The sequence below is a fragment of the Lacinutrix sp. MedPE-SW genome, from assembly GCF_001874145.1.
GTDB lineage: Bacteria > Bacteroidota > Bacteroidia > Flavobacteriales > Flavobacteriaceae > Lacinutrix.
The window spans coordinates 93,732-117,464 of the sequence record NZ_MPCX01000004.1; the positions used below are offsets into that span (position 1 = coordinate 93,732).

17 protein-coding genes are annotated in these 23,733 nt (G+C 32.3%); 13 read left to right on the forward strand and 4 right to left on the reverse strand.

The window, feature by feature from the left end; genetic code table 11:
- Positions 1-57 precede the first annotated feature (57 nt).
- The 9 genes from BM549_RS05380 (at position 58) to BM549_RS05420 (ending at position 11,788) form a co-directional block, all read left to right on the forward strand.
- Complete coding sequence (locus BM549_RS05380; protein WP_290469336.1) at positions 58-1,833, forward strand: long-chain fatty acid--CoA ligase; 1,776 nt, start codon at positions 58-60, stop codon at positions 1,831-1,833.
- 118 nt (positions 1,834-1,951) lie between these two features.
- Positions 1,952-2,401, forward strand: coding sequence for a MarR family transcriptional regulator (locus BM549_RS05385; RefSeq protein ID WP_013870595.1), 450 nt, complete (start codon positions 1,952-1,954; stop codon positions 2,399-2,401).
- Positions 2,402-2,405: 4 nt separating this feature from the next.
- Entirely contained in the window at positions 2,406-4,814 is a 2,409-nt protein-coding gene (locus BM549_RS05390) for a 3-hydroxyacyl-CoA dehydrogenase/enoyl-CoA hydratase family protein (RefSeq protein WP_290469337.1), read from the forward strand.
- A gap of 6 nt (positions 4,815-4,820) precedes the next feature.
- Positions 4,821-6,014 (forward strand): acetyl-CoA C-acyltransferase, encoded by a 1,194-nt coding sequence (locus BM549_RS05395; RefSeq protein ID WP_076732422.1) that lies wholly within the window; start codon positions 4,821-4,823, stop codon positions 6,012-6,014.
- 28 nt (positions 6,015-6,042) lie between these two features.
- A complete protein-coding gene (locus BM549_RS05400; RefSeq protein WP_290469338.1) occupies positions 6,043-7,851 on the forward strand; it encodes an acyl-CoA dehydrogenase family protein in 1,809 nt (602 codons plus the stop codon).
- A gap of 155 nt (positions 7,852-8,006) precedes the next feature.
- A complete protein-coding gene (locus tag BM549_RS05405; protein ID WP_290469339.1) occupies positions 8,007-8,534 on the forward strand; it encodes a DUF421 domain-containing protein in 528 nt (175 codons plus the stop codon).
- 67 nt (positions 8,535-8,601) lie between these two features.
- On the forward strand, positions 8,602-9,930 hold the full coding sequence (locus BM549_RS05410) for a M28 family peptidase (protein WP_290469340.1): 1,329 nt from the start codon (positions 8,602-8,604) through the stop codon (positions 9,928-9,930).
- 11 nt (positions 9,931-9,941) lie between these two features.
- Positions 9,942-10,520, forward strand: coding sequence for a YdeI family protein (locus BM549_RS05415; RefSeq protein WP_290469341.1), 579 nt, complete (start codon positions 9,942-9,944; stop codon positions 10,518-10,520).
- A 56-nt stretch (positions 10,521-10,576) separates the two neighbouring features.
- On the forward strand, positions 10,577-11,788 hold the full coding sequence (locus tag BM549_RS05420; RefSeq protein ID WP_290469342.1) for a bifunctional alpha/beta hydrolase/OsmC family protein: 1,212 nt from the start codon (positions 10,577-10,579) through the stop codon (positions 11,786-11,788).
- 58 nt (positions 11,789-11,846) lie between these two features.
- On the opposite strand, the gene BM549_RS05425 is transcribed toward BM549_RS05420, so the two are convergent.
- Both BM549_RS05425 and BM549_RS05430 read right to left on the reverse strand, forming a co-directional pair.
- A complete protein-coding gene (locus BM549_RS05425; RefSeq protein ID WP_290469343.1) occupies positions 11,847-13,313 on the reverse strand; it encodes a sigma 54-interacting transcriptional regulator in 1,467 nt (488 codons plus the stop codon).
- A 72-nt stretch (positions 13,314-13,385) separates the two neighbouring features.
- The gene (locus BM549_RS05430; RefSeq protein ID WP_290469344.1) at positions 13,386-14,513 is read right to left on the reverse strand and encodes a VWA domain-containing protein; all 1,128 of its coding nucleotides are present in this window, start codon (positions 14,511-14,513) and stop codon (positions 13,386-13,388) included.
- A 98-nt stretch (positions 14,514-14,611) separates the two neighbouring features.
- On the opposite strand from BM549_RS05430, the gene BM549_RS05435 reads away from it, so the two are divergent.
- The 4 genes from BM549_RS05435 (at position 14,612) to BM549_RS05450 (ending at position 19,817) form a co-directional block, all read left to right on the forward strand.
- Complete coding sequence (locus BM549_RS05435; RefSeq protein WP_290469345.1) at positions 14,612-17,812, forward strand: hypothetical protein; 3,201 nt, start codon at positions 14,612-14,614, stop codon at positions 17,810-17,812.
- A gap of 101 nt (positions 17,813-17,913) precedes the next feature.
- Entirely contained in the window at positions 17,914-18,471 is a 558-nt protein-coding gene (locus BM549_RS05440; RefSeq protein WP_290469346.1) for a superoxide dismutase family protein, read from the forward strand.
- Positions 18,472-18,480: 9 nt separating this feature from the next.
- Entirely contained in the window at positions 18,481-19,011 is a 531-nt protein-coding gene (locus BM549_RS05445; RefSeq protein WP_290469347.1) for an RNA polymerase sigma factor, read from the forward strand.
- 2 nt (positions 19,012-19,013) lie between these two features.
- On the forward strand, positions 19,014-19,817 hold the full coding sequence (locus BM549_RS05450; RefSeq protein ID WP_290469348.1) for an anti-sigma factor: 804 nt from the start codon (positions 19,014-19,016) through the stop codon (positions 19,815-19,817).
- Positions 19,818-20,134: 317 nt separating this feature from the next.
- On the opposite strand, the gene BM549_RS05455 is transcribed toward BM549_RS05450, so the two are convergent.
- Both BM549_RS05455 and BM549_RS05460 read right to left on the reverse strand, forming a co-directional pair.
- Positions 20,135-22,384 (reverse strand): TonB-dependent receptor, encoded by a 2,250-nt coding sequence (locus tag BM549_RS05455; RefSeq protein WP_290469349.1) that lies wholly within the window; start codon positions 22,382-22,384, stop codon positions 20,135-20,137.
- Between the two features lie 8 nt (positions 22,385-22,392).
- Positions 22,393-23,673 carry a tetratricopeptide repeat protein gene (locus BM549_RS05460; RefSeq protein WP_290469350.1) on the reverse strand — a complete coding sequence of 427 codons (1,281 nt, stop codon included), beginning with the start codon at positions 23,671-23,673 and terminating at the stop codon, positions 22,393-22,395.
- Positions 23,674-23,733: the final 60 nt, after the last annotated feature.

Genomic DNA, 23,733 nt, shown 5'->3' on the forward strand with positions numbered 1-23,733 from the left:
TTGAATTACACATAAAAATTCATACTTTGCAAGACTTTTAACTCCCACATAAAGAGAATGACAGAAATCACACGCCTTTTCGATTTTCCATATTATCAGCTAGAAAAACATAATCTAGAAGCAGCATTAGTTACTAAATACGACGGTAAATGGAGACCAATGTCTACTAAGGAATATTTAGATAAAGCAAATGCAGTAAGTCGTGCCTTATTAAAAATGGGAGTTCAAAAAAATGATAAAATTGCAGTAATTTCATCTACAAATAGAACCGAATGGAATATCATGGATATAGGTATTCTTCAACTAGGAGCCCAAAATATTCCAATATATCCAACAATATCTTCAGAAGATTATCAATATGTTTTAAATCATAGCGAATCTATTTATTGCTTTGTTAGTGATGAAGAAGTATTAGCTAAAGTAAATAAAATTAAAGCGAATACTAGTATTAAAGAAGTTTATTCTTTTAACCATATAGAAGGCTGTAAACATTATTCAGAACTATTTGAAATAGGTAAAGATGAAAGCAATCAAAATGAAGTTCAAGCCAGAATGGATGCTGTATCGCCTCACGATTTAGCAACAATAATCTATACATCTGGAACAACAGGTAAGCCAAAAGGTGTAATGTTATCGCATAATAACATTACAAGTAATGCACTAGATGCATCGCATCGTTTACCATTTATTAACGAAAAAGATAATAGAGTACTAAGTTTTCTACCAATATGCCACGTATTCGAACGTGTATTAATATATATCTACCAATATGCAGGAGCATCAATTTATTTTGCAGAAGGCATTGATAAAATTGGTGATAACGCAAAAGAAATAAAACCTCATTTAATGAGTGTTGTCCCTAGACTACTTGAAAAGGTTTACGATAAAATTATAGCTAAAGCCGAAGAACTTTCCGGTATAAAAAAAGCCTTATTTTTCTGGGCAGTTAAACTTGGAGAACAATGGGAGCCTTATGGTGCTAATGGCGCATGGTATGAGTTTAAATTAAAAATTGCCAATAAACTTATTTTTAGTAAATGGAGAGAAGCTCTTGGCGGCGAATTAAATACTATGGTTTCTGGGTCTGCAGCATTACAAGTAAGACTATCTAAAATTTTCTGTGCAGCACAAATGAATGTTATGCAAGGTTATGGTTTAACAGAAACATCTCCAGTAATCTCTGTAGAAATGCTACGCGATAATCATTTTAGATTAGGAACAGTAGGAAAACCAATAAAAAATGTAACTGTAAAAATTGCAGAAGATGGAGAAATTTTAGCAAAAGGACCAAACATCATGATGGGTTACTATAAAGATCCTGAAAGAACAGATAGTGTTATGACTGGTGAATATTTTCATACGGGAGACAAAGGAGAAATTGATGAAGATGGCTTTTTAAAAATCACTGGACGTAAAAAAGAAATGTTTAAAACATCTGGTGGAAAATATGTAATTCCTACTCTATTAGAAAATCAATTAAAACAATCACGCTTTATAGAACAAGTAATGGTCATTGGCGAAGGCGAAAAAATGCCAGCAGCAATTATACAGCCTAATTTTGAATTTATAGAAGATTGGATAGATAGAAAAAAGAAAAATATTGGAAAATCTGGAGATGCAATTGCCAACTCTGAAGAAATCATTCAACGCATTCAAAAAGAAGTAGATGCTTGTAATAAACATTTTGGTAAATGGGAGCAAATTAAACGTTTTGAACTTACGCCAGACATTTGGTCTATTGATGGCGGACAATTAACACCAACAATGAAAATGAAACGTACCGTTATAAAAGACATCTACAAAGAGCTTTACAACAAGATTTACAGAAAATAATTTCAAAACGCCTTATTTAAGGCGTTTTTTATTTTATAAAAAACTTTCCCTAATTTATTATGCATGCATAATAAATTTTTATTATCTTTGGAATTCAAATTATTGATTTCCCAATTTAATGAAAGACAAAACAATTGATTATTTACTTAGAACCACATGGTTAGCAGTAAATAAAATGTATAACGAAGAAGCTGCCAAATTCGATACCACAATGGCAACTGGTTTTACATTATTAAGTATCGATCCAGAAACCGGTACACCTTCAACTTCTCTTGGCCCAATAATGGGTATGGAAGCAACAAGTCTTTCTCGTATTTTAAAAAAAATGGAAGAATTAGGGTTAATAGAACGTAAACCAAATCCAGAAGATGGTCGTGGTGTACTTATTCATTTAACCGAATTTGGACGAGAAAAAAGAGAGTTTTCACGCGATCGTGTACTAACCTTTAATAATAAAATTAAAGAGCACGTCTCAGAAGAAAAGTTAAAACACTTCCAAGAAGTTACAGAAACAATTAACGAGTTGATTTCAAATAAAAAAATATACAATCAAAAACAATCTGTTTAATATAATGAGCACACGTAGAATTAAAAAAATAGCAATTATAGGTTCTGGTATTATGGGATCTGGTATTGCATGTCATTTCGCAAACATTGGTGTTGATGTCTTACTATTAGATATAGTACCAAGAGAACTAAATGCAAAGGAAAAAGCTAAAGGCTTAACATTAGAAGACAAAGTGGTTAGAAACCGCTTAGTAAACGATGCTTTAACAGCATCTTTAAAATCTAAGCCATCACCAATTTACCATCCATCATTTGCCAATAGAATTACTACTGGTAACCTAGAAGATGATATTGCTAAAGTAGCGGATGTAGATTGGATTATGGAAGTTGTAGTAGAAAGACTTGATATTAAACAACAAGTTTTCGAAAAACTAGAACAATATAGAACACCAGGAACATTAATTACATCAAATACTTCTGGTATTCCTATTAAATTCATGAGTGAAGGAAGAAGTGAAGATTTCCAAAAACATTTTTGTGGAACACACTTTTTTAATCCAGCACGTTATTTAAAATTATTTGAAATCATACCAGGACCAAAAACAGATGCATCTGTTTTAGAGTTTTTAAATGGTTACGGTGAAAAATTCTTAGGTAAAACTTCGGTCGTAGCTAAAGATACTCCTGCATTTATAGGAAACCGTATTGGTATATTTAGTATCCAAAGTTTATTTCATACAGTTAAAGATTTAGACTTAACTATAGAAGAAGTAGATAAACTTTCTGGACCAGTAATAGGTAGACCAAAATCGGCAACTTTCCGTACGGTAGATGTTGTAGGGTTAGACACTTTAGTTCACGTAGCAAACGGGATTAGAGAAAACTGCCCAAAAGATGAACGTTTAGAGTTGTTTGAATTACCAGATTTCATCAATACAATGATGGAAAACAAATGGTTAGGAAGCAAAACAGGTCAAGGTTTTTACAAAAAACAAGTATCTGCCGATGGTAAAAAAGAAATTTTATCACTAGATCTAAATACCTTAGAATATAGAGCTGCTCAAAAAGCAAAATTTGCAACTTTAGAACTTACGAAAACGATTGATAAAGTCGCAGACCGTTTTAAAGTATTAATTAAAGGAAAAGATAAAGCCGGAGAATTTTACAGAAAAAGTTTCTCTGCCCTATTTGCATACGTTTCAAACCGTATTCCTGAAATTACTGACGAGTTATATAAAATTGACGACGCCATGAAAGCTGGTTTTGGTTGGGAACATGGACCATTCCAAATTTGGGACGCCATTGGTGTAGAAAAAGGTATTGAAATGATGCAAGCCGAAGGTTTAAAACCTGCAGATTGGGTTGCAGATATGTTAGAATCTGGTAGCGATAGCTTCTACTCTATTAAAGATGGTGCAACATACTTTTACGATATTCCTAAAAAAGAACAAGTAAAAATACCAGGACAAGATAGCTTTATCATATTAGATAATATTAGAAAAACTACCGAAGTCTTCAAAAACTCTGGAGTATCTGTTCAAGATTTAGGAGATGGTATATTAAACTTAGAATTCCAATCTAAAATGAACACTATTGGTGGCGATGTTTTAGCAGGAATTAATAAGGCTATCGATATGGCAGAAAAAGATTTTGCCGGTTTAGTAGTAGGTAATCAAGGACCAAATTTCTCTGTAGGAGCAAATATTGGTATGATTTTTATGATGGCTGCAGAACAAGAATACGATGAGCTAAATATGGCTATTAAGTATTTCCAAGACACAATGATGCGTATGCGTTATTCTGCAATACCAACAATTTCTGCACCTCACGGTATGGCACTTGGTGGTGGTTGTGAAATTTCATTACATGCAGATAAAATTGTAGCAGCAGCAGAAACTTACATGGGACTTGTAGAGTTTGGTGTAGGTGTTATTCCTGGTGGTGGTGGTTCTAAAGAAATGGCCTTAAGAGCATCAGATACTTTCAAAAAAGGAGACGTACAATTAAATACACTACAAGAATACTTTCTAACAATTGGTATGGCTAAAGTATCAACTTCAGCCTACGAAGCTTTCGATTTAGGAATAATGCAAGAAGGTAAAGATGTAGTTGTAGTAAATAAAGATCGCCAAATAGCAACAGCAAAAGCGCATGCTAAAATAATGGCAGATGCTGGATACACACAACCTGTAAAAAGAAACGATGTATTAGTACTTGGTAAACAAGCATTAGGTATGTTTTTAGTAGGAACAGATTCTATGAAAGACTCTAATTACATTAGTGAACATGACATGAAAATTGCTAATAAGTTAGCTTACGTTATGGCTGGTGGAGATTTATCTGAACCAACTAAAGTAAGCGAACAATACTTGTTAGACTTAGAACGTGAAGCATTCCTTTCGCTTTGTACAGAACGTAAAACATTAGAAAGAATTCAACACATGTTAACAAAAGGTAAACCTTTAAGAAACTAAGAAAAAATGAAAACAGCATATATAGTAAAAGCATATAGAACAGCAGTTGGTAAAGCACCAAAAGGCGTGTTCCGTTTTAAAAGAACAGATGAATTGGCAGCAGAAACCATCAAATATATGATGAAAGAATTGCCAAACTTAGACCCTAAACGTATTGACGATGTTATTGTTGGAAATGCGATGCCAGAAGGATCTCAAGGATTAAATATGGCACGTCTAATCTCTTTAATGGGATTAGATGTTGTAGATGTTCCTGGAGTGACTGTAAACCGTTTTTGCTCTTCTGGAGTAGAAACTATTGGTATGGCAACTGCAAAAATACAAGCTGGAATGGCAGATTGTATTATTGCCGGTGGAGCAGAAAGCATGAGTAGTGTTCCTATGACAGGTTTTAAACCAGAATTAAATTACGATGCCATTGTAAAAGCTGGTCATGAAGATTACTATTGGGGAATGGGAAACACTGCTGAAGCAGTAGCAAAGCAATTTAATGTATCTCGTGAAGACCAAGATGAATTTGCTTACAATTCACACATGAAAGCTTTAAGAGCTTTAGCCGAAGACCGTTTTCAAGATCAAATTGTACCTATAGATGTAGAACAAACATACATAGATGCTAATGGTAAAAAAGCAACAAAATCTTATACTGTAACTAAAGACGAAGGACCAAGAGCAGGAACAAACAAAGAAGCACTAGCAAAACTAAGAGCAGTATTTGCTGCTGGAGGAAGTGTTACCGCAGGAAACTCATCTCAAATGAGTGATGGCGCTGCATTTGTAATGGTTATGAGCGAAGATATGGTTAAAGAGTTAGGCCTTGAACCAGTAGCAAGAATGGTAAATTATGCCGCTGCAGGAGTTGAACCTCGTATCATGGGAATTGGACCAGTAAAAGCAATCCCTAAAGCATTAAAACAAGCTGGTTTAAAACAAGACGATTTAGCATTAATAGAATTAAACGAAGCTTTTGCTTCACAATCTTTAGCAGTAATTCGCGAATTAGACCTTAACCAAGATATTATAAATGTAAATGGAGGAGCTATTGCACTTGGTCACCCATTAGGATGTACTGGAGCAAAACTTTCTGTCCAGCTTTTTGATGAAATGCGTAAGCGAGACATGAAAGGAAAATATGGAGCAGTAACTATGTGTGTTGGTACAGGTCAAGGTGCTTGTGGAATATTCGAATTTTTAAATTAATTAAAAGAACTTAATACAATACTATAAAATGGCAGATACAGAAAAAGATATCCTACGTGGAGGTCAATTCTTAGTAAAAGAAACAAAATGCGAAGATGTTTTTACTCCTGAAGATTTTTCAGAAGAGCAAAACATGATGAAAGAATCCGTAATGGAATTCAACGAACGTGAAATTATTGCACACAAACCAAGATTTGAAGCTAAAGATTATGCTTTAACCGAAGAAGTTATGCGTAAAGCTGGAGAAATGGGATTTTTAGGCGTGGCCGTACCTGAAGCTTATGGCGGTTTAGGAATGGGCTTTGTTTCTACCTGTTTAACTTGTGATTATATTTCTTCTGGTACAGGATCTTTTAGTACTGCTTTTGGAGCTCATACAGGTATTGGTACTATGCCAATTACTTTATATGGTACAGAAGCTCAAAAACAAAAATACGTACCTAAATTAGCCTCTGGAGAATGGTTTGGCGCTTATTGTTTAACAGAGCCAGGCGCAGGATCTGATGCTAACTCTGGAAAAACAACTGCAGAATTAACAGAAGATGGTAAGTCTTATAAAATTAACGGTCAAAAAATGTGGATCTCAAATGCAGGATTCTGTAGTGTGATGATTGTTTTTGCCCGTATTGAAGATGATAAAAACATTACTGGTTTTATAGTTGAATACGATCCTGAAAACGCTAATGGAATAACATTAGGTGAAGAAGAGCATAAATTAGGTATTCGTGCAAGTTCTACGCGTCAAGTATTTTTTAACGATACTGTAGTACCTGTAGAAAATATGCTAGCTGGTCGTGGTGAAGGTTTTAAAATCGCAATGAATGCATTAAACGTTGGTCGTATTAAATTAGCTGCTGCTTGTTTAGATTCTCAAAGAAGAATTTTAACAACTGGCGTACAGTATGCAAACGAAAGAAAACAATTTAAAACACCTATTTCAGATTTTGGTGCAATTAAAGTTAAGTTAGCCGAAATGGCAACTAATGCTTATGCTGGAGAATCTGCAACATATAGAGCTGCTAAAAACATTGAAGATCGTATTGCAATGCGTGAAGCTGCTGGAAATACGCACCAAGAAGCAGAACTTAAAGGTGTAGAAGAATATGCAATTGAGTGTTCTATTTTAAAAGTTGCTGTATCTGAAGATGTACAAAACTGTGCAGATGAAGGTATACAAATTTTTGGTGGTATGGGATTCTCAGAAGAAACTCCAATGGAAGCTGCATGGAGAGATGCTAGAATTGCTCGTATTTATGAAGGTACAAACGAAATTAACAGAATGCTTTCTGTTGGTATGCTTGTTAAAAAAGCAATGAAAGGTCATGTAGATTTATTAAATCCTGCACAAGCCGTACAGCAAGAATTAATGGGTATTCCTTCTTTTGAAACACCAGATTACTCTGAGTTATTTTCTGAAGAGAAGGCAATGATAGCTAAACTTAAAAAAGTATTTTTAATGGTTGCTGGAGCTGCTGTTCAAAAATTTGGACCAGATTTAGAAAAGCACCAACAGTTATTAATTGCAGCTGCAGATATCTTAATTGAAATCTACATGGCAGAATCTACAATTTTAAGAACCGAGAAGAACGCTAAACGTACAAGTGAAAAAGAACAAGCTGTACAAATTGCGATGTCTAAATTATACTTATACAATGCAGTAAGTATTGTTGAAGGTAAAGGAAAAGAAAGTATCATTTCTTTTGCTGAAGGCGATGAACAACGCATGATGCTAATGGGACTTAAACGTTTCACGAAATATACAAATTACCCTGATATTGTTGATTTACGTAACGAAATCGCGGAAAAAGTAAAAGCAGAAAATAAATACTGTTTTTAATGTAGTTTTAATTATTTAGTAGTAAAAAAAGTCAATACTCCCAAAGTGTTGGCTTTTTTTTATTAACTAAACTTTAGTTTTTAAGAATTGATATACATTACTCAAAATTGTAAATTTGAGTAAAACCACTAATAATAATCTAAAAACCAAATATTATGAAATGGCTATACAGTACTAGTGACCCAATTTTGCAAACCCTTATAGGTTGCTTTTTACTTTTTATTATAATTATAGTCCTTACCAGGATAATAGGCTTAAGATCATTTGCAAAATTTACAGCATACGATTTTGCCTTTACAATTGCGATAGGTAGCATAATTTCATCTACTCTAACATCCTCTACTTCTATTACTCATGGCTTTACTGCTATTGCAGGTTTATTGGCATTAACTTATATATTTTCTGTATTACAACGTAAAATAAAACCGTTAAGTAAATTAATATCTAATGCACCATTACTTTTAATGGACGGTAATACTATTTTAGAAGAAAATTTAAAACATGCTCGTGTAGAAAAAAAACAACTAATAGCTAAACTTAGAGAAGCTAATGTATTAAACTATGATCAAGTAGTAGCAGTTGTTTTAGAATCTACAGGTGCCATTTCAGTACTTCATAAAACAGCCAATAGTGATGAGCAATTTAATAACGATTTACTATCAGGAGTTAGAAGAACACCATAATTTTTAATTATATAGAAACACTATGCTGTGTTTCATAATTTCATTATTTTAGTTAAAAACATTTTTTATGAAACTACTAATATTTCCACTTTTCCTTTTAACAACTTTTTTGTCTGCACAAACCAATCAAAAAATTTATGATATTATTGATGCTGTATCAGCAGAACGTATTGAAAAAGATATAAATACATTAGCTAATTTTGGAACCAGAAACACATTTAGCGATACCATTTCAAATACAAGAGGTATAGGTGCAGCAAGACGTTGGATAAAAAAGGAATTTGAAACTATTTCTAAAGAATGTAATAACTGCTTAAACGTTTTTTATCACAAAAATTTTGTTACAAAAGAAGGTAATAATCGCGTACCACATGACGCTTGGATTGTAAATGTAGTAGCCATACAAAAAGGAACTAAATATCCTAATCGATACGTAATAATGAGTGGAGATATAGATTCTCGTGCCAGCGATACTATGGATTTTACAACAGATGCTCCTGGTGCAAACGATAATGCATCGGGAATGGCAGGAACTATTGAAGCAGCTCGAGTGCTTTCAAAATATAAATTTGAAAGTAGTATAATTTATGTTGGATTATCTGGAGAAGAACAAGGCTTATTTGGTGGTGCCGGACTAGCAAAATATGCAAAAGATAATAATTGGGATGTTATTGGTATTTTAAACAACGATATGATAGGAAATATTAAAGGTGTTGATGGTGTTATTGACAATCGCACTTTTAGAATATTTTCTGAACCTGTGCCACCAACCGAAAGTGAACGTCAACGCAAATTACGTCGTTTTTATGGTGGTGAAGTCGATGGTATTTCTAGACAATTAGCAAGATACATACACAAAAATGTAAAAACATATATGCCAGAAATGAATCCAATGATGGTGTATAGATTAGATCGTTTTGGTCGTGGTGGTCACCATAGACCGTTTAACGATTTAGGTTTTGCAGGTATTAGAATTATGGAAGCTCATGAAAACTACACACAGCAACATCAAGATATTCGCGAAGAAAACGGTATTAAATATGGTGATGTTGTTGAACATGTAAATTTCGATTATGCAAAAAAACTTACTGCCGTAAACGCAATAAATTTAGCTAGTTTAGCCTCTGCTCCACCTGCACCAAAAACTGTTGCTATTGGTGGTATTGTAGAACCATCTGCAAAATTTAAATGGGATAAGGTTAATGGAGCTAAAGGCTATAAAATTTATTGGAGAGATACCACTTCACCAACTTGGGACAATAGTCGTTATGTTGGTGATGTTAATACGTTTACATTAAAAGGCATTGTTATAGATAATTTCTTTTTTGGTGTGGCTTCAGTGGCGCAAGATGGAACCGAAAGTATGGTTGTGTTTCCAAATAAAATATTTAGATAATAGTTTAAAATATGCCATTTACAAAGCAGGAACTTTACTTTAAAACTCACATAGAATGGCGAGAATGGTTACATACTAATCATGATAATAATGAAGGTATCTACCTCATCTTTTATAAAGTAAGTCACGAAAAGCAAAGTATGCGTTGGGAAGAAGCGGTAAAAGTTGCCTTATGCTATGGTTGGATTGATAGTACAGTTAAAAGCTTAGGCGACGGAAAACGTAGACAATACTTTTGTAAACGAAAACCCAAAAGTATGTGGAGTGCCGTAAATAAAAAGCATATAGAAGTTTTAATTGCTAAAAATTTAATGCATAAAACAGGTTTTGATAGTATTAAAATAGGAAAACAAAATGGTAGTTGGACAGCTTTAGACGCTGTTGAAAAAGGTATTATTCCAGAGCAACTACAAACAGCATTTAATAACAATCCTAATGCCTTTAAAAACTATAAAAACTTTGCGCCTTCTTACAGAAAAAGCTACTTATATTGGTTAAACCAAGCGAAAAGAGAAACCACTAAACAAAAAAGAATTACTGAAATTATAAAACTATGCGAAGCAAATATCAAATCAAGAGATAACTGGTAAACATACTTTTATGAAAGGCTGCTTCATTATTACGACTGATTATAAAAACAAAACAAATGAACATTCAAAAAGTAACCTTTAATAACGCTAAAAACGATACTTTAGTTGGGCGCTTAGAGCTTCCTGTAAATCAACATCCTCATAACTTTGTAATTTTTGCACATTGTTTTACATGTAATAAAAACTTATCTGCTGTAAAAAATATTAGTCGAGCACTTACAGCAAATGGTTTTGGAGTATTACGTTTCGATTTCACAGGTTTAGGTGATAGTGAAGGTGATTTTGAAAATACTAATTTCTCTGGTAATGTTGACGATTTAATTCATGCTTCAAATTATTTAGAAAAAAATTATAGTGCTCCAACACTAATTATTGGACATTCCTTAGGTGGCGCCGCTGCAATTTTTGCTGCATCAAAAATAGAGTCTATAAAAGCAGTTGCTACAATTGGTGCGCCTTCAAATCCAAAACATGTTCAACATTTAATAGAAAGTAGTGTCGATGAAATAAAAACTAATGGTATTGCTAAAGTTAATATTGGTGGACGACCTTTTACAATTAAAAAACAGTTTCTAGACGATATTGAAACAAAATCTTTGCCAGACGTTGCACAAAAACTTCGTAAACCATTATTAGTAATTCACTCTCCACAAGATACAACTGTAGGCATTCAAAATGCTGAAGAAATATATGTTGCAGCAAGACACCCAAAAAGTTTTGTTTCTATAGATGGTGCAGATCACTTATTAATGAAAAAAGAAGATTCTAATTATGTCGGTAAAATTATTTCTAGTTGGGCTATACGTTATGTAAATATTCCTAAAACTGAAATTATAAATACACAACATGATGTGGTTGCAAGTTTAGATGCTTCTGAAGGATTTACAACTAAAATGAAAGTAGGAAATCACTATATAACAGCAGACGAACCAACGAGTTTTGGCGGAAATGATTTTGGTCCTTCACCATACGAGCTTGTATCTGCAGGACTATCTGCTTGTACAGCAATGACTATTCAAATGTATTCTAAACGAAAAGGTTGGGATATTGAAAATGTTGAAGTACATACTAAATACTCAAAAACTCATGCTGAGGATTGTGAAAATTGCGAATCAACTTCAGCAAAAATCGATACTTTTCATAGAGAAATAAAACTTACTGGTAATATAGATGAAAAACAAATAAAACGTGTACTTCAAATTGCAGATAAATGTCCTGTTCATAAAACATTACATAGCGAAACACAGGTTATCACTAAGTTAATTTAAATACATTTTATATAAAAAAAAGCGCAATTAAAATTAACTGCGCTTTTGTATTTAATATTTATAAACCGCTTATAAAACTTCCGTATGGATCTTTAAATTGGATACCTTCGGTATAACGGTATTTACTTAGTTGTTTATATTCTACTAAAGCCCATAAAACAAATTCTTTTACAAAATAGCTTTCAGTTTTATCTAAATTTGGTTGGTATTCTCCAAGTAAATCATCTAATGGAGCAATAGCATCTAATAAATGTCTGTACTCTTTATCTCTTAAATCGTCTAAAAGTTCAAAACCATCACGATTATTAAAAAACCATGATACTACATCGTCATAAGGACTTTCTTCTCCTTGTTTTTGTAGCTTTTCGATTTTAGGAAAAAACTCTGGAAATAAGCTTTTTACTGCTTCACCTATTAAATTAAATGCAACTTTTGCAGCTCCTTCTTGTTCTCCTTCATAAACTAATTCTACTTTTCCTGTAATTGCAGGAATAATACCTAAAAAGTCACTTAAACGTACCATTGTTTTTGTGTCTCCTGTTTTTAAAGCACGAAGTTCTGCTGTACTCAATAAATTTTCGAATGCAGTAATACTTAATCTTGCACTTACACCACTTTTAGTATCTATATATTCGCTTTCTCTGGCTTCAAAAACAATTTGTTCTAGTAAATCTTTAGCCAACTCTGGAATAGCTACATTATTTGTTTGTCTTTTATCTAGTTTTGCTTCTTGTTCTGTAATTATTTTTGCAGTTTCAATATCTTCTGGATAATGCGTTAAAATTTGAGAACCAATTCTATCTTTTAAAGGCGTTACAATACTACCACGATTGGTATAATCTTCAGGATTTGCAGTAAATATAAACTGCATATCTAAGTTTAACCTAAGTTTAAAACCTCGAATTTGTATATCGCCTTCTTGTAGAATATTAAATAAAGCCACTTGAATTCTGGCTTGTAAATCTGGTAATTCATTTATAACAAAAATACAACGGTTGGCACGCGGAATCATACCGTAATGTATTACACGATCGTCTGCATAACTTAGTTTTAAATTAGCTGCTTTTATTGGGTCTACATCACCTATTAAATCTGCCACTGTTACATCTGGAGTTGCTAATTTTTCGGCAAAACGTTCACTTCTATGTAACCAACTTATTGGTGTTTTTTCTCCTTTTTCTTTTATTAATTCTATTGCAAATCGTGAAATAGGCTGTAAAGGATCGTCATTAATTTCGCTGCCTTCAACTACAGGAATATATTCGTCTAACAAATTTAGCATTAAGCGTGCTAAACGTGTTTTTGCTTGACCACGTAAACCTAATAAATTAATATTATGTCTAGATAAAATTGCGCGCTCTAGCTCTGGTATTACGGTATTTTCGTAACCATGAACACCTTTAAAAGTAGTTTCTTTATTCTTAATTTTCTCTATTAAATTATCTCTAAGTTCATCTTTAATAGACTTACTTTTATATCCAGCGTTTTTTAACTCGCCTAAAGTTTTTATATTTTTTATTTCCATAGTTTTTTAAAATCTTTTTCATTTTAGTGATTAAAACTTTTCACGTTATAGCTCTACACTTTTTATTTGTTCCTATCCTTTAATTCGTTTCTTTCTATTGGTTTCATAATCTTCAAAAATCATTTCACCAAGGCCTTTTAATCCTGTATAAAATGCTTTTCCTTGATTTGCACGTGTAAACTCTTGAACAAATTGCATCAAATAATTATCCTGAGCAATCATAAATGTTGTAATTGGTATGTGCAATTTTCTGGCCTGTTGTGCCATAGCATAACATTTGTTTGTAATGTGCGGATTTAAACCATTACTGTCTTTATAGTAAGTACCATCTGGTAAGCGTAAACAACTTGGTTTACCATCGGTTATCATAAATATTTGTTTATTAGTGTTTCGTTTTCTTCTTAACAAATCCATAGCTAACTGTAAGCCTGCTACAGTATTTGTGTGGTATGGCCCAACATTTAAATATGGCAAATCTTTAATTTTAATTGGCCAAGCATCGTTTCCAAATACCAAAATATCTAAAGTATCTTTTGGGTAGCGTGTGGTTATTAACTCGGCTAAAGCCATTGCCACTTTTTTTGCAGGTGTAATTCTATCTTCACCATACAAAATCATACTGTGACTAATATCTATCATTAATACCGTACTCATTTGAGATTTATGTCTTGTTTCCTCAACTACTAAATCGTCTTCAGTAATAGTAAAGTCACCAATACCATTATTTATTTGGGCATTACGAAGGCTTTCTGTCATAGAGACTTTATCCAATCCGTCACCGTATTGATAATTTCTAAAATCTCCTGTGTGTTCATCTCCTATTCCAACACCTTTACTTTTATGGTTTCCGCTTCCGCTTCGTTTTATTTTTCCAAAAATTTGATCTAAAGCAGCTTGACGTATTGCACGCTCGGTTTTGGCAGTAATACCAATACCTTTGTTACCATCTGGCTTTATTTCTTCTCTTATAAAACCTTTGGCTTTTAAATCTTCAATAAAATCATCTATTGTATAATCTGGTGTAGTAAGTTTATATTCTTTATCTAATTCTCTAAGCCAATCTATGGCTTCGTCAAAATCACCCGAAGTATGTGTAATTAACTCTTTAAAAATATCAAAAAGTTTCTCGAAAGGCGATTGTGAAGGTGCTTCATATTCTTTAAATATAAATCCTTTTCTAGTTAATTTCTCTTTTTTCATTGTACTATAAAAATACGATATTTTAAAATGAAAATATTGCACTTAACATCTATTTAAGATTTTGTGCTTAACTTTAAGGCAAACTAATGATCAAAAAAATGAAAAAACTATTATTCCTTTCTTTCTTATGTATTTCAATTACAACATTTTCGCAAGATTTCTCCATGAATTTGGTTAAAAATATGACTCCAAGAAATATTGGTCCTGGAGGAATGTCTGGACGTGTTACGGCAATTGATGCTGTGCATTCTAATCCAGATATTATGTATGTTGGTACAGCTTCTGGTGGTTTATGGAAATCTACTTCTGGCGGTATTAAATGGGATCCAATTTTTGATAATGAAGTTACCGCATCTATTGGTGCTGTTGCTATACAACAATCTAACCCAAGTGTTATTTGGGTAGGAACTGGAGAAGGCAACCCAAGAAATAGTTTAAATGGTGGTTATGGTATTTATAAATCTTTAGACGCTGGAAAAAGCTGGAAATCTATGGGTTTAGAAAAAACACGACATATTCATAGAGTTGTAATAGACCCAACAAATCCAGATATTGTTTATGCTGCTGCTATTGGTAGTCCTTGGGGAGAACACAGTGAGCGTGGCGTTTACAAAACTACAGATGGTGGTAAAACATGGAAAAATATATTATTTGCAAATAATAAAACTGGAGCTGCAGATTTAGTAATGGATCCTACAAACCCTAACAAATTAATTGCTGCAATGTGGGAACACAAACGTGATCCATGGTTTTTTAATTCTGGTGGTGAAGGCTCTGGATTACATATAACTCACGATGGTGGAAAAACATGGAAAAAAATTACAGAAAAAGATGGTTTTCCAAAAGGTAATTTAGGTAGAATTGGTGTAGCAATTGCTAGAAATAAACCAAATATAATTTATGCTTTAGTTGAAGCTAAAAAAAATGCTCTTTACAAAAGTGAAGATGGCGGATTTTCATGGAAAAAAATAAACGATAAAAGTGATATTGGAAACAGGCCGTTTTACTATTCTGAAATTTATGTAGATCCACAAAACGAAAATCGCGTGTACTCTGTATTCACTTATATTAATGTAAGTGAAGATGGCGGAAAAAGCTTTAAACAACTTATGCCGGCTTATGGTGCAAACAACGGTGTACACCCAGATCATCACGCCTGGTGGATACATCCTGAAAACGGAAATTTCATGATAGATGGAAATGATGGCGGAATGAATATTACCAAAGATGGCGGAAAATCTTGGCGTTTTATTGGTAACATGCCTGTGGCACAATTTTACCATATAAATGTAGATAACGAGTTCCCGTATAATGTTTACGGCGGTATGCAAGATAACGGTTCTTGGCGTGGCCCAGCTTATGTTTGGAAAGCGCAAGGTATTAGAAATAGCTATTGGCAGGAAATAAGCTTTGGCGATGGTTTTGATGTTATTCCAGATCGCGACAATTCTCGTTACGGTTGGACTATGAGCCAGCAAGGTTATGTAAGCCGTTACGATTGGCAAACAGGCAATAATTATATGGTTAGGCCAACACATCCAGATGCTAATGTATTACTACGTTTTAACTGGAATTCTGCAATAAATATAGATCCGTTTGACAATAGTACAGTTTACTTTGGAAGCCAATTTGTACATAAATCTACAGATAAAGGTGACACTTGGAAAATTATATCGCCAGACTTAACTACCAACGATCCAGAAAAACAAAAACAACGTGATAGTGGCGGATTAACAATAGATGCTACAGGAGCAGAAAATCACTGTACAATACTAGTTATTGAGCCATCTCCAGTAGAAAAAAACATGCTTTGGGTTGGTACAGATGATGGTCGTGTACATGTAACTAAAAACAATGGCGATACTTGGGAAGATGTTAGTAATGGTTTAAGTGGCTTACCTAAAGGAAGTTGGATTGTACAAATAAAAGCTAGTAATAAAAATAAAGGCGAAGCACTTTTAGTTGCTAATGATTATAGAAGATTTAATTACGAACCTTACGCTTACAGAACAAAAAACTATGGTAAAACTTGGCAACGTATTGTAGATGCTAATGATGTTGAAAGTTACACGCTTTCTATAATTGAAGATATTGAAGAACCAAATCTTATGTTTTTAGGTACCGATGACGGACTTTATATATCTACAAACGCAGGCAACAAATGGACAAAATGGACAGAAGGATTCCCAACAGTTCCTGTAAAAGATTTAGTAATTCACCCAAGAGAACACGATTTAGTTATTGGCACTTTTGGTCGTGCTGCGTGGGTTTTAGATGATATTAGACCTTTAAGAGCCATAGCTAAAAACGAAATTTACAATAATAAACTAAAATTATTTACGCCACCAACAGCCTACAAAGCAGCATACCAACAACCAACTGGTAGCCGTTTTGGTGCAGACGCTATGTATAATGGCGAAAACAGAGGTTCTGGAGCAAGATTTAGGTATTTTGTAAAAATAGATAAGCCAGTAAAAAAAGAAAAAGAAGCTAAAAAAGATAATAAAAATGAAGAAGAAGATTTAAATGAAAATAAAGTAAAATGGGATTCTATAAGTCTTAAGATTTATGATAACGATAGACTTATTAGAACTTTAAAACGAAAAACTCCAGATACAACAGGTATTTACAATTGGACATGGTATATGCGTGAAAGCGGAAAAGATAGACCATCAAAATCATTACGAAAAAGAAAAAGTGAGCCACGAGGCGTAGAAGTAAAACCAGGAACTTACAAAGCTGTAATGCATTATGGTGATTTAACTTCGGAAGAATTTATTACTGTAAAAGAAGATCCAAGACTTGAAGTTTCAGCACAAAACACCAATGAAATATATACAGCCTTAAAATCAATTGAAGATTTAAGACAAACCATGGCAAATGCAACAAAGCAATTAGCCGAAAGTAAAAAAACAGCTGAAAAATTTAAGAAAAACCTTAGCAGTTTAGATAAAAAGAAATATAAAGAAGAAATAAAAGCATCTAAAGAAATTATTAAACAAATAGACGAACAATTTGCTATTTACTTTGGTAAAGAAGACGACAGGCAAGGTATTACCCGTAGTAACTTACCTACTGTAAATTCTAGAATTGGTAACGCAAGTAGCTACATTAGTTCAAGACAAAACGGTTTAACCAGTACAGAAACAACATTACTAAACCATGCAAAAACAGCTTTAAAAAATGCCTTAAAAGAAACAAACACATTTTTTAATACAAATTGGAAAACATATAGAAGCACTATAGAAAGTTTAGAAATTTCTGAGTTTAAAGCTGTTGAAAATTTTTCAATTGATTAAAAAAAATAATTTTATAAAAGACCATAAAAGGCAAGAACTTTCTTGCAAAAATCCTTTTATAACCTTAACTTTCTAAAATTGTAACAAAAAAAACTATAAAGATGAAAAAATTAGTATTACTCACACTGTTAGCAGTTTCGGTATGTACAATAAGCTGTAAAAAAGACGCAAAAGATAAAGTTGAACCTATAACCGAAGCAGAAAAAGCGGTTAAAGTTAAATTTGCTTTATCACCAAAAAGCGATAGTAATGTAAAAGGTAATGTTGTTTTCACACAAGAAAAAGGTAAAGTTGAAATGACAGCTATTTTAGAAGGCTTAGAACCTGGAGAACATGCTATACACATTCATGAAAAAGCAGATTGCTCTTCTAGCGATGGGAAATCTACTGGTGGTCACTGGAACCCAACAGGAAAACCTCATGGTAAATGGGGAGACGCCGCTGGATACCATAAAGGTGATATTGGAAATTTTAGTGCAGACGAAAAAGGTTTTGCTGCAGTAAATTTTTCTACAGATGAATGGTGCATAGGTTGTGAAGACAAAACAAAAGATATTTTAGGAAAAGCCATTATTGTACACCAAGGCACAGATGATTTTACATCTCAACCAAGTGGCGCTGCAGGAAGCAGAATAAGCTGTGGTGGTATAATTCAATAATTTTAAATAATGCAATTAGAGCAATTAATAGAAAAGTTTAAAGCAAAGGATGAAAAAGCATTCGAAGCCTTATACAATATGTATAGTGAAAGCATGCATGGTGTAATTTATAACATAGTAAGAGATCACGACATTGCAGAAGAAATTATGCAAGATGTTTTTATTAAAGTATGGAACAAGTCTGATTCTTACAACGCTTCAAAAGGACGCTTTTTTACATGGATTTTAAACATTGCAAGAAATGCAGCTATAGACAAAACACGTTCTAAAAGCTTTAAAAACAGTTCTAAAAACCTTAACTCAGATTTTTTCGTAGATATCATACCAACTCGAGATAACTTAGACCAATCTACAGATGCGATTGGTATTGCCAAGTTTGTTAACAAATTAGCAGAAAAGTGTATAAAAGTTATTGAGCTCCTTTACTTTAAAGGTTTCACACAAAAAGAAGCATCTGAAACGTTAGACATGCCTATTGGAACAATAAAAACGCACAATAGAAATTGTATTAAGGAATTAAGAGAAATGGTATTAGAATAATTATGAATACACAAACTTACATAGATTCTGGAATATTAGAACTCTACGTTGCCGGCGCACTTACAGCTAAGGAAAACGAAGAAGTTTATAATATGATGTTAAAACATCCTGAGGTTACTCAAGAGGTTTTGGCCATAGAAACTGCTGTACTTAAATTAACTAAAGAAGTCGCTCCAAAAAATAGAGTTATTTCTTTTGAAACAATTTTAAGTAAGTTAAGAAACAGCAATAACAACGATGCCAAAATAATTGCATTAAATAAACCAAAAAATAATTGGTTTACTTATACTGGTTGGGCAGCCACAATTTTATTAGCAGCTGGATTATTATGGACTATAAATGAGAAAAATAATTTAGAGTCTGAAATTAATACAGTACAAACTGAAAAAGAGTTTTTTGAAAATCGTGTAAACACTATAAATACAGATTTAGCAGAGACTAAAACACTTTTAAATGCTTTAAGAGCTAAAGATATTATTACTATACCTTTAGCAGGACAAGCAGTTTATCCTGAAGCCTATGCAAAAGCATATTGGGATAAAGAAAGTAATACGGTTTATTTAGATTTACAAGGTTTACCAGAACCTCCAGAAGGAAAAGTTTACCAAGCCTGGTCGTTAACTTTAAACCCATTAACACCAACGAGTTTAGGTACAATAGATAATTTTAAATCTAATGAAAATAAGATTTTTAAATTAACAAATGCCAACGAGTCACAAGCCTTTGGTATTACATTAGAACCAGCTGGCGGTAGTGCTTCTCCTACTCTAGAACAACTTTATACATTAGGTGCTTTACAATCTTAATAACAATTTATATTTTAAAAAAGCCTTAGTTAATTAACTAAGGCTTTTTTTTACAAAAAAAAGAGCTTATAAATTTCTTTATAAGCTCTATTAAAAGTTATTATTTTCCCTTAAAAAATAATAACTAATTTAAAAAAGAAAGCCCTTGCTAAATTATTAGGGAAATAACAAGGAACTTTCCTTACAACCAACAAAAAACAAACAAAACTTTTACTATAAAATAGTTAAAGGATTTGTTGGTTAAACAATCAACTAATTTAATTTTTTCATTATTCTATAATACATACGAAGTAAATATGTAAATGGTTTTAAAAAAATTAAAATTTATAGGTTAATATCATTTTTGCATTAAATGGTGTACCTGGAGTAAAGTGAATTTCTTCTACTGGTGCAGCTTCGTTTTGTAATCTTGACTCGGTTAAAAATTGTGTTTCATTCCATTCTACATCAAATAAATTTTCTATTGAAACACCTAAGTTTAAGTTTTTATTAAATTGATAATTTATATTCAAATCTGAAACAAAATAACCTTCAGCTGTTACAGAATAATCTTCATTTGCTGGTCTATCATCAATATATCTGTATCTAAAACTTCCTGAAAAATTATTAAAATCTTTTAACGCCAATCCTCCAACTAATGTAAAGCTAGGTGCTAAAGGTATATGATCTTCACCATCAACCTCATCTATAGCTCGTGCTTGTGTTAAGGTTGCATCGGTATTTAAATACAAATACTCGTTTAACTCATATCTTAATCCTAAATCTAAACCTAACCTTTTTGTTTTTCCGCTAGGTTCTACTATTCCTGCATCTCCAACGTAAACAAATTCTTGGTCTAAGTGTAAATACCAAACCGTTGCATTTAAAAATAGTTTTGAAAATGGTTTATAAATTGTACCAAAATCTACACCGTAAGCTTTTGGTAAAATATCTTCTCCTTCTTGTGCTACTACTACTCTAGCATCATTAGAATGAAAACCAATACCAGATTTTAAAAACCATTGTAAATTTTCATTTTGCCTAAACACTATATTTAGCTTAGGTAGTAATGCTGTTTTTGTTTCAGATTGGGTATTATAAGTTTCAAGTAGTTTATCGTTATATAAAAACTTAAAGTACTCTAAACGTAATCCTGGAGTGATTTCAAATCGCCCAAAATCGAATTTAGCTTTATAAAAAGCAAAAGCATTAGTTTGGTTTATATCTCCTAATTGAATGTTTTCTAGTGTAGTGTTTCTGTTTAAAGTATGTGACAATTCTACATCATCATTTTTATCGTGACGCAAACCTATACCTGCTGTTGTTTCAACATCGAAAGCATCTTTATTATAAAACTTATCTATTTGAGCATTAAAACCAAATATGTTTCGGTTTTCCTTTTGTTTTATCTGGTCGCCATTAATTGGATCTTCTAAAAAGAATGTAAAATTAGAGTACAATTCAAAATCATAATGCGAGTAAAAAACGTTTGATTTTAATGTTGTATTTTCATTTATCTCTGAAAGAAATTCTACATTTAAATTTGTACGGCTTGTGTTACCACCTTCGGTATCATCTATAGCTCCAAATCTATCTATGGTTCCATCATCTACTTTTCGCTGTGGTATTTGGCCAGATGCATCCCATCTACTTGTAAAATGCGAAGCTGTAATTGCCAATCTATCACTACTATTTATAAAAGTGTTGTATTTACCAAATAGGTTTAAACGATTAAAGTTTTGCGAGGTATTAAATGGCCCATCGGTTTCGATATATTCTATACCTACATAGGCATTATCGCTTTTAGATTTATCTATTATATTAAATAAACCTAATGTTCTAATACTATTAAATTGACCGTATGATAATTTTATTACATTACTGTTTAAATAATTTTTTGTCTTAAAATTTACATAACCTGCTGTTGTAAAGTCTCTAGCATCTGCATAATACGGACCTTTACCAAAATCTATATTTTTAATTGTTTCTGGTATAAGAAAGTGTAAATCGCTATAACCTTGACCATGTGCATGAGAAACATTGTTAACTGGTATACCATCTACATTTATAGAAACATCTGTACCATGATCTATATCGAAACCTCTTAAAAAAAGTTGCTCGGCCTTACCTCCACCAGCATGTTGACCTATAATTAATCCAGGTACTTTTTGTAATATTTCTTGTGATGAATTTATTGGATTATTGTCTACATCTATTTTAAGTAAAGCGTTTAAAACTTCTACTTCTTGATTTAAAACCAGTTCATTTAACCTAAAAATTTTACGTTCTAGACTTATGTTTAGACCTTGGTTAAAGTCTTCTTTTTTTAAAACAATGTTTAATTTTTTAAAACCTAATAAACTTACAGACAAAGTATCTTCTGGTTTTGTATTTTCTATTACAAAGGCACCATTATCTAAAGTATGTGCGTGAGCTTCGCTATTTAAGTTATATATATAAACACCACTTAAAGGTTGTGAGTAAATGTCTTCTACAACGCCTTTTAATTGCTGCGCAGAGAGAGAAAGTGTAAATACTAGAAATAATGCTGTTAAAGCATAATTAATTTGGTGGCTAATTTTTTTCATTAGTAATTTTATAGTTGCTTAATTTTAGTTTCCATTATTGGTCCTAACTCATAAGACGCACCTAAAAGTTCTTCTTTTAGCGGTTTTAATTCGTCTTCCATATTGTTAGCTTTATAAATTTCTGCTAAATGGTATAAAACTGTTGGTTCGTAAGTTTTATTTACAACGTGTTCTTTTGCTATTTTTAAAGCTTCGGCTGTGTTTCCTTTTTGCAAATGCGCCCAAGATAATAAATCGTAAGTTTGAGCAGTTGCTCTATTTTCAATTTCTTTTTTAGATAATACCAAAGCAGAATCTGGATTGGTTTCTGCTAATAATTCTATATTATAAGCATTGTACATATCGCCATAATTAGAGTCTTTTACAGCTTCTTTATATTGGCTCAAATATTTTGTATTTGCTGTTTCATCTTTCATAAACTCAGCAATTTCAGCTTTTAACAAATAATAATCTGGTGCTTTATAGTTTGTAGTAATAGTGTTTAAAATTCTTAGAGCTTCTTCTGGATTTCTTTCGTAAGAATATATTATCCATGCAATACCTTTTTTCGCATAGGCATCGTTAGGGTTTAACTCTAAAGCTTTTAAAAAATAATTATAGGATTTTTGTATTTGGCCATCGTGCCCATAAAAATCTGCAATGTTAGTGTAAGACCATTGCATAGATGATTTTATTTTAGAAGATTCGGTTTTAGCCATTGCTTGCTCCATATATTTTATGGCTGCATCAAGATTACCTTTATGGTCATTCCATTTTGCTGTTCTAATTAAATAATCGAAACTATTTAAATCTACAACTTGTTCTAGGTAATGTTTTGCTTTATCATTATTACCTAATTCCATGTGCACATCAAATAACATTTTTTGTGTGCCTGCTAAATTTTCACCATTAGTTTCGGCTTTTTTTAATAGCAATAAAGCTTCTTTAAATCTATGTTGAGATATATAGTTTCTGGCTAATGCTCTTAAATATCCTGCTTCATTGTAGTTTGTAGTTTTGTTTACTTCAATTAAGTAATTTTCGGCATTAATTAAATGTTGAATATCTCCTGTTATGCCAAATAATTGAGTTTCGGCAGAAGCTTTTTTTGCAAGATATGGAAATTGGTTTGGTGTGGCTTCTAGTTTATTTTCCCAAAATGCCAACTCATCTTGTGCTGTTTTTAAATTTTTATTTTCTGAATTTAAATAAGCATTATAATCTTCGGGATTCGAAATTTGTTTTTTAGATTCTGTATTACATCCTAACAGAAATACAGTAATTAAAAGTGTGAATATTTTGGTTTTCATGTTGTTTGTTTTTGTTTGTTTTCTTGGTTTTTGGGTAAAAAAATAGAGCGCTAATAACAT